Genomic DNA, 10,745 nt, shown 5'->3' on the forward strand with positions numbered 1-10,745 from the left:
GCCGCTTCGGGATGGGTAGCCCCGCCGCCGGTGTGCGTGCCTCTGCCGCTTCGGGATGGGTAGCCCTGCCGCCCGGTGTGCGTGCCCCTGCCGATCCGGGACACGTGTCCCCCGCCGCCCGATCCGCGCATCCCCGCGGCCCGAGACACGCGTCCCGTATTCCGGACAACGCGTCCCGACCCCTGGATGACCGGCGTAGGCTCGACTGAGCCAGAACTCTGCCGGCGGCTCCCCGCCGCCCGGCAGAACTTCCCGAAGGAGCTAGCGACGATGCCCGAGCTGAGGTCCCGCACAGTCACCCACGGCCGCAACATGGCGGGCGCCCGCGCCCTTATGCGCGCCTCCGGTGTACCCGGTGCGGACATCGGCCGGAAGCCGATCATCGCGGTCGCCAACAGCTTCACGGAGTTCGTGCCCGGTCACACCCACCTCCAGCCGGTCGGCCGGATCGTCAGCGACGCGGTCCGGGAGGCGGGCGGCATCCCGCGCGAGTTCAACACCATCGCGGTCGACGACGGCATCGCCATGGGCCACGGCGGCATGCTGTACTCGCTGCCCTCGCGCGACCTGATCGCGGACAGCGTCGAGTACATGGTCGAGGCGCACTGCGCCGACGCCCTGATCTGCATCTCCAACTGCGACAAGATCACCCCGGGCATGCTGATGGCGGCCCTGCGCCTGAACATCCCCACGGTCTTCGTCTCCGGCGGGCCCATGGAGGCCGGCCGTGCCACGCTCGTCGACGGCACCGTCCGCACGCTCGACCTGATCGACGCGATCGCGGACGCCGCCAACGACAAGGTCTCCGACGAGGACATCCTCCGCATCGAGGAGAACGCCTGTCCGACCTGCGGCTCCTGTTCCGGCATGTTCACCGCCAACTCGATGAACTGCCTGACCGAGGCGATCGGTCTGTCCCTTCCGGGCAACGGCTCGGTCCTCGCCACCCACACCGCCCGCCGTGCCCTGTACGAGAACGCGGCCCGCACGGTGATGGACCTCGCCCGCCGCCACTACGAGCAGGACGACGAGACGGTCCTGCCCCGCAACATCGCCACCTTCGCGGCCTTCGAGAACGCGATGGCCCTGGACATCGCGATGGGCGGCTCCACCAACACGATCCTGCACCTGCTGGCGGCGGCCCAGGAGGCCGGTGTCGAGTTCGGCCTGGAGCAGATCGACGCCGTCTCCCGCAGGGTGCCCTGCCTGGCGAAGGTGGCGCCGAACGTCACCAAGAACCGCACGTACTACATGGAGGACGTGCACCGCGCCGGCGGCATTCCTGCCCTGCTCGGCGAACTGCACCGCGCGGGCCTGCTGAACGAGGACGTGCACGCGGTGCACAGCCCCTCCCTGGCGGACTGGCTCAAGACCTGGGACGTGCGCGGCGGCTCCCCGTCCCCGGAGGCGGTCGAGCTGTGGCACGCGGCCCCGGGCTGTGTGCGCTCGGCGGAGGCCTTCTCCCAGTCCGAGCGCTGGGAGGCCCTGGACACCGACGCCGCCGAGGGCTGCATCCGTTCCGCCGAGCACGCCTACTCCAAGGACGGCGGCCTGGCGGTGCTGAAGGGCAACCTGGCCGTGGACGGCTGCGTGGTGAAGACCGCGGGCGTCGACGAGTCGATCTGGACCTTCGAGGGCCCGGCGGTCGTCTGCGAGTCGCAGGAGGAGGCCGTCCAGAAGATCCTCACCCAGCAGGTCAAGGAGGGCGACGTCGTCGTCATCCGCTACGAGGGCCCCAAGGGCGGCCCCGGCATGCAGGAGATGCTCTACCCGACCTCGTATCTGAAGGGCCGCGGCCTGGGCAAGAGCTGCGCGCTGATCACGGACGGCCGCTTCTCCGGCGGCACCTCGGGCCTGTCCATCGGCCACGCCTCGCCCGAGGCGGCCTCAGGCGGCACGATCGCGCTCGTCGAGGACGGTGACCGCATCCGTATCGACATCCCGAACCGCTCCATCGACCTGCTCGTCGACGACGCGGAGCTGTCCCGCCGTGAGCAGGCCCTGAACGGCGCGTACGTCCCGAAGGACCGCGACCGGAAGGTGTCGGCGGCGCTGCGGGCCTACGCCGCGATGGCCACCAGCGCCGACAAGGGCGCCGTGCGGGACGTGTCGAAGCTGGGCTGAACATTCGACTCCGGCGGGGCCGCTTCCTTCGGGGGGCGGCCCCGCGCCGTGTCACCAGGCCGCCGGGTCGCTTCCGTCGACGGCGAAGACGGTGCCGTCGGGGGCGCCGGCGTAGACGTTGCCGTCGGCGAGCACAGGTGCGGCCAGATTGTCCGCGACCTTGTCCGAACCGGCGCCGAGTCGTGGCCGTGTCTGCCCGACGAGTCGGCCCGTACGGGCGTCCACGGCGAGCAGCCGTCCGTCCGCGGCGAGGACGTACACATGGCGACCGTCGGAGACCGGCACCGAGCCGCGGCTCACGGCTGTTTCAAGAAGCCACAGGCGCTTGCCCGCCTCCATGTCGACGGCTTCCAGCGCACCCCCGGCCGCCAGCAGGTGGACGACACCTCCCCGCACCTCGGCCTGCGGGGCCAGACGCGGGACGGGCAGCGCCACCCGTCGCACCGCCCCGGACCCTGGGGAGTACCGGACGACCGCCTTCGCATCCCCGTTGGTCCTGTCGAGGTCGAGCAAGAAGACGGATCCGTCCTGGGCGCCTACGGGACTCAGCATGCCCTTCAGCCCTGCTTCCCAACGGACGGCGCCGGTGCGGGGATCCACGGCGCTGATCCGCGTGCTCGCCCCGTCGTCGGACGTGCTTGTCGCATAGGCCAGCAGGTCCCCGGTGAACGTGGCGACGGACGGCAGGGAGTAGCCCGGAATCCGCTTGCTCCATCGTGTGCCGCCGGAAGCGCTGTCCACGCCGGTGACCGTCCCGTCGGCACGGGTGAGCAGGAGCATGTCGCCCACGAACGCCAACCCGCCCTGCGCAGGAACGTTGCGCCGTGCATGCGTCCGGCCCGAGGCGGGGGCGAGCGCATCCAGGTGCCGCCCGTCCGCCGCAGCCACGTGCACCAGACCGCCCGAGAGGGCAGGCGCAAGCCTGCCTGCTCCGGTGACGGACCGCCGCCACAGCACGGAGCCGTCGGCCGGGTCGAGGGCGAAGACCACGCCGGACTGCGCGCAGAACAACGCGCCTGCTCCGTAGGTGCACTGGGGTGCGACCGCCTCCGCGGGTACCGGCTTCTTCTCCCACGCGTCGAATGCGGCAGGACGGGTGTGCGGAGTGGTACTCACACGCGCGGCGCTGTCGTCCTCCGCGGGCAACACGACCAAGGTGAAGGCGCCGGCCATGAGCAGACCGAAAGCCCCGGCCACCAGGGCCGTCCGCTTGCGGGAGCGCGTTCGGGGCGCGCTCTTCTCCTGCCCGGCGCCTGGCCTGGGCGGCGGCGTGCCCGGCGTATCAGTGGTCCGCTGCTCCGGTATGAACGCCTGCGTGTCGTACGAGGCCGCCACCGAGCGCAGTTCCGCCATCAGCTCGTCCGGCGTGGGCCGGTCCTCGGGTTCCTTGGCCAGACAGCGCAGCACGATCGGTGCCAGGTTCCCGGGCACGTCGGTCAGGTCGGGCTCGTCGTGCACCACCTGGTAGGCCACGATGTACGGGCTGTCGGAATCGAACGGTCCGCGTCCGGTGGCCGCGTGCACCAGCACCGACCCGAGGGCGAAGATGTCGGCCGCCGGCCCGACCTCCCGCGGCCGGCGGAACTGCTCGGGCGCCATGAAGGGCGGAGTACCGATCAACTTCCCCGTCTCGGTGCGCAGTTCGCTGTCCTTCGGACGGGAGATGCCGAAGTCGATGACCTTCGGCCCGTCCTCGGCGAGCAGGACGTTACTGGGCTTGAGATCCCGGTGGACGACCCCCACCCGGTGGATGTCGCGCAGCGCCTCGGCAAGCCCGGCCATCAGACGGCGCAACCGGTCCGGGGGCATGGGCCCGTTCTGCTTCACATGCCCGGACAGCGTGGGACCCGGAATGAACAGCGTGGCCATCCAGGGCCGTTCGGCCTCCGGGTCGGCGTCGACGACGGGCGCGGTGAAGGCACCGCTGACCCGCCGAGCTGCCGCCACCTCCTGCCGGAACCGGCCCCGGAACTCGGGGTCCTTGGCGAACTCGGCGTGGACGACCTTCACCGCGAGCCGCAGTCCCGAGGCGCTGCGGGCCAGATGCACCACACCCATGCCGCCGGAGCCCAGACACGACTCGAGGCGGTACTGCCCGGCGTACTCCGGAAGTTCCGCTTCCGCGCCCGCTCCGCTACTGCGCTGTGGCGTCATGGACCACCCCCGTGCTGTTCCTTTGCGCGCGCGACGCTCGGAGCCTAGTCGATGACTCGAGCGGGACCGGTGGTGCTTGCCGGCGTTCGCGTGCGAGTCACGCACGGATGTTTCGTTGCGTGATTCAAGGGAATCAACGGGATCCCATGGCAGTCATGGGGTTCAACGGGGGGTGTTTTCATGTCTGTTGACCGTGTCGAAGAAGCAAGGGGCGGCGACGAGGAAGGGGCCGTCGGGACCCAGGCAGCGGCAGCGGCGGCGCGGTACTACTCGGTGGCGCCGGGCGTCCGCCTCAACGTCCGCAGCGGCCCCGGCACCGGCTACGGGATCGTCCGGGTCCTGAACGAGGGTGTCCAGGTACCGATCTTCTGCCAGGCGCCGGGCACGACGGTGTCGGGCTACTACGGCACATCGAACATCTGGGACAACATCGGCAACGGCCAGTACGTCTCCGACGCGTACGTGTACACCGGCAGCGACGGCTACGTCGCCTCTCGCTGCAGCTGATCATCACTGGAAGGCACAGATGAGTTTCCTGAGACGCAGATCCGCCCTTGTCGCGGGCGCCGCCGGAGCCTGCCTCATGGTCCTGGGCGGACCCACGACCGCGACCGCGGCCGTGCAGTACTACCCGGTGGCGCCGGGTGTCGAGCTCAATGTCCGCAGCGGTCCTGGCACCGCCTACAGCATCGTGCGCACGCTGCCCGTGGGCGCCTCCGTGCCGATCAACTGCCAGACGCCGGGTACGACGGTGTCGGGCTACTACGGCACATCGAACATCTGGGACAACATCGGCAACGGCCAGTACGTCTCGGACACCTATGTGAAGACGGGCAGCGACGGCTACGTGACCGGACGCTGCGGCTGATCCCCGACGGAGCCCGCGGACATCCCGGAGCCATAATCGACCCGTGAGCGACGACAACGGCATCCCGGACACCCCCGCGGGCTCCGCAGGGCCCCGCCCCGAGCCCCTGCGCTTCTTCGGCACCACCTGGCTGAACCACGACAACGGCTACACCGCCCGCCGTATCGGCGTCGCCGCCGGCTCACTCGCCGCGGCCGCCGTCTCCTGCTTCGTGCTCCGCTTCGCCTACCAGGGACTCCAGATCGCCGGCTCGGGCGCCTTCGTGGAGCTCCTGGTCGTGGTGATGTTCGCGGTGTGCAGCGCGCTCGCCTTCCGCCACACCTGGGACGGCTTCGGCAAGCGCCCCGACCCCGACCGTCAGGCCTCCCTGCGCGGCCTCCTCGCCGTCGGCTTCATCGGCTCCCTCCTCGCCTACTTCTTCCGCTCGCTCGTCGAGGCCCCCGGCGAGAAGCTGCACCGCCAGGAGTACGAACAGGCCCGCGAACAGTACGAACGCCGGACCACCCGCCGCTCGGGCAACCCCTCCAGGAAGCGCCGCCGCTCCTGACCGCGGGGGCCGCGCGGTCCGCGAACCGGTCCGCGCGGCCGGAACCCCCCGTCACGGGGTGGTCATGCGGTCGCACGATGGCCGTATGACCTCATCTCCGCCGCCCACCCACGCGGACCGAGCCCACTCCTTCAACGCCGCAGCGGCCCAGTACGCGGCGAACCGCCCCTCCTATCCGCCCGCCCTCTTCGACGCGCTCGAGGAACTCACCGGCCGGCCCCTCGCCGGCGCCCGCGTCGCGGACGTCGGCGCCGGGACCGGCATCTCGACCGCCCTGCTGCACGAGCGCGGCGCCGACGTGCTGGCCGTCGAGCCCGGCGACGGCATGGCGGCCCACTTCCGCCTCACCCGCCCCGGCATCCCGATCGTGCGGGGCGACGGCAACGCCCTCCCGCTCGCCGATTCCTGCGCAGACCTCCTCACCTACGCCCAGTCCTGGCACTGGACGGACCCCGACCGGGCCGTCCCGGAGGCCCTGCGGGTACTGCGGCCGGGCGGCGCCCTGGCGCTGTGGTGGAACAGGGACGCCGCCGACATCGAGTGGATCGCGCGGCAGAACGACCGCATCCGCCGCCTCTTCGGCATCGACCCCTACGCCGAGAAGGGGGCGGCCGCCGCCCGCGCCGTCAAGGCACAGCCCACCGAACGACTCCGCTTCACCCGTCGCGAGGTCCGCTGGAGCCGCCGGGTCCCGCTCGACATCCACCTCGCCAACCTCGGCAGCCACTCTCGCCTTCTGGTCTGCCCCGAGGGACACAGGGACGCCTTCCTCGCAGAGGAGCGCGACCACCTGCTGGAGGTCTTCCCGGACGGTTTCGTGGAGGAGACCTACGACGTCCTCCTCCTCGTCGCCACCACACCCTGACGCTGCTCATCCCCTCACCCCACTTGACGGCGCCCTCTCCAGCGCGCATTAATCATCGCATGATGAATATTTCTTCGGGGCCACCCCGCCCCGAAACGGATGCCGTCCGAGCGGAAGCACTCACCGTGTTCCGAGGCCCCCGCACCGTCCTGCGGGGCCTCGGCTTCACCGTCCCGCGCGGCCGCATCACCGGCCTCCTCGGCCCCTCCGGCTGCGGCAAGTCCACGCTCATGCGCGCCATCGCCGGCACCCAGGCCAAGGTCGACGGCACCCTGGAGATCCTCGGCCTGCCCGCCGGCCACGCCACCCTCCGCAACCGCATCGGCTACGTCACCCAAGCCCCCTCCGTCTACGACGACCTGACCGTCCGCCAGAACCTCGAATACTTCGCCGCGATCCTCGACCCCGGCCGCGCGGCGGCCGAACGCCGCCGGGACAACGTCAGCCGGGCCATCGCCGACGTCGACCTCACCGGCCACGCCGACGCCCTCGCCGGCAACCTCTCCGGCGGCCAGCGCAGCCGCGTCTCCCTCGCGGTCGCCCTCCTCGGCACCCCCGAACTGCTGGTCCTCGACGAACCGACCGTCGGACTCGACCCCGTGCTGCGCCGCGACCTGTGGAACCTCTTCCACGACATCGCCGCCACCCGAGGCGCCACCCTCCTCGTCTCCTCCCACGTCATGGACGAGGCCGAGCGCTGCCACCAGCTCCTCCTCATGCGCGAGGGCCGGATCCTCGCCGACGACACCCCCGAAGCACTCCGGGCCCGCACCGGCACCGAGACCGTCGAGGCGGCCTTCCTGCACCTGGTCGACGAGGCGGTCGCAGCAGGCCGCGCCAAGGAGACAGCACGATGAGCACGACCACCGCACCCCACGCACCCCACGCGCCCCGCGCCCCCCGAGCCCTGAGCGCCGCCCGCACCACCGCCACCGCGGCCCGGGTACTGCGCCAGCTCCGCCACGACCCGCGCACCATCGCACTGATGCTGCTGGTCCCCTGCGTGATGCTGCTCCTGCTGCGCTACGTCTTCGACGGCAGCCCGCGCACCTTCGACAACATCGGCGCCTCGCTCCTCGGCATCTTCCCGCTGATCACCATGTTCCTGGTGACCTCGATCGCCACCCTGCGCGAACGCACCTCCGGCACTCTCGAACGCCTCCTCGCCATGCCGCTCGGCAAGGGCGACCTCATCGCCGGCTACGCGCTCGCCTTCGGCGCCCTCGCGACCGTCCAGTCCGCGCTGGCCACGGGACTGGCCGTCTGGTTCCTCGGCCTGGACGTCACCGGCTCGCCCTGGCTGCTCCTGCTGGTCGCCCTCCTCGACGCCCTGCTCGGCACCGCTCTCGGCCTCTTCGTCTCCGCCTTCGCCGCCTCCGAGTTCCAGGCGGTCCAGTTCATGCCGGCGGTGATCTTCCCCCAGCTCCTCCTCTGCGGCCTGTTCACTCCGCGGTCCGACATGCACCCCGTCCTGGAGGCCGTCTCCGACGTCCTCCCGATGTCCTACGCGGTCGACGCCATGAACGAGGTCCTGCGCCACACCGACGTGACGACGACGTTCGTGCGCGACGCGCTGATCGTGGCGGGCTGCGCCCTGCTCGTCCTCGGCCTGGGAGCGGCCACCCTCAGGCGGCGAACCGCATAGCCCCACAGGACCGGAGGGTGTCCCGCCAGCCGGACAGTCCACCCGCACTCCGGACCACCGGTGCGAGGATGAACACCATGAGCCAGAAAGTCGCAGTTCTCGGCACCGGAAAGATCGGCGAAGCCCTGCTCAGCGGAATGATCCGAGCCGGCTGGACCCCCGCCGACCTGCTGGTCACCGCCCGCCGCCCGGAACGGGCCGAAGAACTCCGCGCCCGCCACGGAGTCACCCCGGTCACCAACGCGGAAGCGGCGAAAACCGCCGACACCCTGATCCTCACCGTCAAACCCCAGGACATGGGCACCCTCCTCGACGAACTCGCCCCGCACGTCCCCGCCGACCGCCTGGTCATCAGCGGCGCCGCGGGCATCCCCACCTCCTTCTTCGAGGAGCGCCTGGCCTCCGGCACCCCGGTCGTCCGCGTCATGACCAACACCCCCGCCCTCGTCGACGAGGCCATGTCCGTCATCTCCGGCGGCACCCACGCCTCCGCCGAACACCTCGCCCACGCCGAGGAGATCTTCGGCGCCGTGGGTAAGACGCTCCGCGTCCCCGAGTCCCAGCAGGACGCCTGCACCGCCCTCTCCGGCTCGGGCCCGGCCTACTTCTTCTACCTGGTCGAGGCCATGACCGACGCCGGCATCCTCCTCGGCCTGCCCCGGGACAAGGCCCACGACCTGATCGTCCAGTCCGCGATCGGCGCCGCGGTGATGCTCCGCGACAGCGGGGAGCCCCCCGTGAAACTCCGCGAGAACGTCACCTCGCCGGCCGGCACGACGATCAACGCCATCCGCGAGCTGGAGAACCACGGCGTGCGCGCCGCGCTCATCGCCGCGCTGGAAGCTGCCCGCGACCGCAGCCGCGAGCTGGCCTCCGGCAACAACTGACCGGCACCGGGCGGCCGGCACAGGCCGCCCGCCCAGCCGCCCTTCCCTCAGGCGGGCAGCAACCCGATCGCCCGGTACGCCGCGTCCACTCTCGGCCGCGCCATCAACCTGGCCTTCTCCGCGCCCCTGCGCAACACCCCTTCCACATACGCGGGATCCGCGCACAGCTCCCTGTGCCTTGCCTGTACCGGCCTGAGAAGCTCGACCACGGCCTCCGCGGTGTCCTTCTTCAAAGCGCCGTACGACTCATATACACCGCCCAGGGCCTCCGGGTTCCCGCCCTGACAAGCGGCCAGGATCTCCAGCAGATTCGCCAGGCCGGGCCGCTCCTGCGGGTCGTATACGACGCCCCGCCCGCTGTCGGTCACCGCCCGCATGACCTTCTTCTCCACGACCTCCGGCTCGTCGAGCAGATAGACGATGCCCGGCCCGGAGTCGTCCGACTTCCCCATCTTCGACAAGGGGTCCTGGAGGTTCATCACCCGCGCCGCCACCTTCGGAGGCGTCGCCTTCGGCACCACGAACGTGTGCCCGTACCGCTGGTTGAACCGCACCGCCAGATCACGGGTCAGCTCCACGTGCTGCGTCTGGTCGTCACCGACCGGCACCTCGTCCGTTCCGTACGCCAGGATGTCCGCCGCCATCAGCACCGGATACGTCAGCAGCGACAGCCGTACACTCCCGCCCCGCCGCTGCTCACGCGCCGCCTTCTCCTTGTACTGGATCATGCGCCGCATCTCGCCGTCCGTGGCCACGCACTCCAGCAGGTACGACAGCCGGGCGTGTTCGTCCACGTGGCTCTGTACGAACAGGGTGCACAGTTCCGGATCGAGCCCCGCCGCCAGCAGCAGCGTCGCCGCCTGCCGGCTGAGTCTGCGCACCCGCGCCGGGTCGTGGTCCACGGTCAGCGCATGCAGGTCGACGACGCAGAACAGCGCCTCCGACCGGTGCTGGTCCACCTCGGCCCACCGCCGCATGGCGCCCAGGTAGTTCCCCAGCGTCAGGTGTCCGGTCGGCTTGACCCCGCTGAAGACCCGAGTCCCCTCCACACTCCACCTCCTGGTCGAGGCCGCCGTCCCCGGTCGGCCGGCCCCCGGAGTCCTGGAGGGAGATACGAGAACGGCCGCCGAGGCGGCGGCCGTTGGATGCATACGTGAGTGCGGCCGCCGTCAGGCGGCCCACCACAGACGGGTGCACGTACGCGTAGTCATGGACCCAGGATAGGACCCCGGGGTGCCGTTCGCCCGTGAGTTGACACACCTCGCAGGGATACGTAGTGTTCTCCGAGTTGCCCGACGTGAGAGCCGACTTCGGTCGGTCCCCGGACAACCTTTCCTAAGTACCACCCTTTAACCGACGGCAGTCGCAGTCTGTCTGTTGTCGTGTCATCGGCGTGCGTATTCATGGAATGAGGAATCCGCGCCCGAAAGGACGTAGCCCCCGATTCGCACGGGAGCAGGGAATCCGCTAAAGTCTCACTCGTCGGAACGGCCCAACGGCCGCGAAGACAAACCCCGCTGACTGGGGATCAGGTCGAGAAAGGATCTGATAGAGTCGGAACCGCCGGAAAGGGAAACGCGAGAGCGGAAACCTGGAAAGCACCGAGGAAATCGGATCGGAAAAAGATCTGATAGAGTCGGAAACACCGAAGGGAA

The 10,745-nt window shown here is 70.5% G+C and carries 10 protein-coding genes; 8 read left to right on the forward strand and 2 right to left on the reverse strand.

Annotated features, from left to right (window positions below; all coding sequences use genetic code 11):
• Window positions 1-270 precede the first annotated feature (270 nt).
• The gene (ilvD, locus tag ACFY3J_RS25815) at window positions 271-2,124 is read left to right on the forward strand and encodes a dihydroxy-acid dehydratase (RefSeq protein WP_384175019.1); all 1,854 of its coding nucleotides are present in this window, start codon (window positions 271-273) and stop codon (window positions 2,122-2,124) included.
• A 51-nt stretch (window positions 2,125-2,175) separates the two neighbouring features.
• Here the strand turns inward: ilvD and ACFY3J_RS25820 are convergent, their stop codons facing one another.
• Window positions 2,176-4,278: a serine/threonine-protein kinase gene (locus ACFY3J_RS25820; RefSeq protein WP_390841823.1), complete on the reverse strand. Its 2,103-nt coding sequence runs from the start codon at window positions 4,276-4,278 to the stop codon at window positions 2,176-2,178.
• A gap of 180 nt (window positions 4,279-4,458) precedes the next feature.
• On the opposite strand from ACFY3J_RS25820, the gene ACFY3J_RS25825 reads away from it, so the two are divergent.
• The 7 genes from ACFY3J_RS25825 (at window position 4,459) to proC (ending at window position 9,090) form a co-directional block, all read left to right on the forward strand.
• Window positions 4,459-4,785, forward strand: coding sequence for an SH3 domain-containing protein (locus ACFY3J_RS25825; RefSeq protein WP_384175023.1), 327 nt, complete (start codon window positions 4,459-4,461; stop codon window positions 4,783-4,785).
• A 19-nt stretch (window positions 4,786-4,804) separates the two neighbouring features.
• Complete coding sequence (locus ACFY3J_RS25830) at window positions 4,805-5,146, forward strand: hypothetical protein (RefSeq protein WP_384175025.1); 342 nt, start codon at window positions 4,805-4,807, stop codon at window positions 5,144-5,146.
• A 43-nt stretch (window positions 5,147-5,189) separates the two neighbouring features.
• The gene (locus ACFY3J_RS25835) at window positions 5,190-5,693 is read left to right on the forward strand and encodes an EamA/RhaT family transporter (protein ID WP_390841824.1); all 504 of its coding nucleotides are present in this window, start codon (window positions 5,190-5,192) and stop codon (window positions 5,691-5,693) included.
• Between the two features lie 85 nt (window positions 5,694-5,778).
• Window positions 5,779-6,558, forward strand: coding sequence for a class I SAM-dependent methyltransferase (locus ACFY3J_RS25840; RefSeq protein ID WP_390841825.1), 780 nt, complete (start codon window positions 5,779-5,781; stop codon window positions 6,556-6,558).
• A gap of 59 nt (window positions 6,559-6,617) precedes the next feature.
• Window positions 6,618-7,415 (forward strand): ABC transporter ATP-binding protein, encoded by a 798-nt coding sequence (locus ACFY3J_RS25845; RefSeq protein ID WP_384175031.1) that lies wholly within the window; start codon window positions 6,618-6,620, stop codon window positions 7,413-7,415.
• Window positions 7,412-8,203, forward strand: coding sequence for an ABC transporter permease (locus ACFY3J_RS25850; protein WP_390841826.1), 792 nt, complete (start codon window positions 7,412-7,414; stop codon window positions 8,201-8,203). The genes ACFY3J_RS25845 and ACFY3J_RS25850 overlap by 4 nt, the downstream gene beginning before the upstream one ends.
• A 77-nt stretch (window positions 8,204-8,280) precedes the next feature.
• Window positions 8,281-9,090: a pyrroline-5-carboxylate reductase gene (gene proC / locus ACFY3J_RS25855; protein ID WP_384175035.1), complete on the forward strand. Its 810-nt coding sequence runs from the start codon at window positions 8,281-8,283 to the stop codon at window positions 9,088-9,090.
• 47 nt (window positions 9,091-9,137) lie between these two features.
• On the opposite strand, the gene trpS is transcribed toward proC, so the two are convergent.
• The gene (gene trpS, locus ACFY3J_RS25860; RefSeq protein ID WP_390841827.1) at window positions 9,138-10,139 is read right to left on the reverse strand and encodes a tryptophan--tRNA ligase; all 1,002 of its coding nucleotides are present in this window, start codon (window positions 10,137-10,139) and stop codon (window positions 9,138-9,140) included.
• Window positions 10,140-10,745: the final 606 nt, after the last annotated feature.

This window comes from Streptomyces sp. NPDC001231 (assembly GCF_042896885.1).
Lineage (GTDB): Bacteria > Actinomycetota > Actinomycetes > Streptomycetales > Streptomycetaceae > Streptomyces.

Excerpts from the sequence above, each read along its gene's own strand:
- ACFY3J_RS25850 (WP_390841826.1), top strand. The coding sequence starts at position 7,412 with ATGAGCACGACCACCGCACCCCACGCACCCCACGCGCCCCGCGCCCCC.
- ilvD (WP_384175019.1), top strand. The coding sequence starts at position 271 with ATGCCCGAGCTGAGGTCCCGCACAGTCACCCACGGCCGCAACATGGCG.
- proC (WP_384175035.1), top strand. The coding sequence starts at position 8,281 with ATGAGCCAGAAAGTCGCAGTTCTCGGCACCGGAAAGATCGGCGAAGCC.
- ACFY3J_RS25845 (WP_384175031.1), top strand. The coding sequence starts at position 6,618 with ATGATGAATATTTCTTCGGGGCCACCCCGCCCCGAAACGGATGCCGTC.
- ACFY3J_RS25825 (WP_384175023.1), top strand. The coding sequence starts at position 4,459 with ATGTCTGTTGACCGTGTCGAAGAAGCAAGGGGCGGCGACGAGGAAGGG.
- ACFY3J_RS25820 (WP_390841823.1), bottom strand. The coding sequence starts at position 4,278 with ATGACGCCACAGCGCAGTAGCGGAGCGGGCGCGGAAGCGGAACTTCCG.
- ACFY3J_RS25830 (WP_384175025.1), top strand. The coding sequence starts at position 4,805 with ATGAGTTTCCTGAGACGCAGATCCGCCCTTGTCGCGGGCGCCGCCGGA.
- ACFY3J_RS25840 (WP_390841825.1), top strand. The coding sequence starts at position 5,779 with ATGACCTCATCTCCGCCGCCCACCCACGCGGACCGAGCCCACTCCTTC.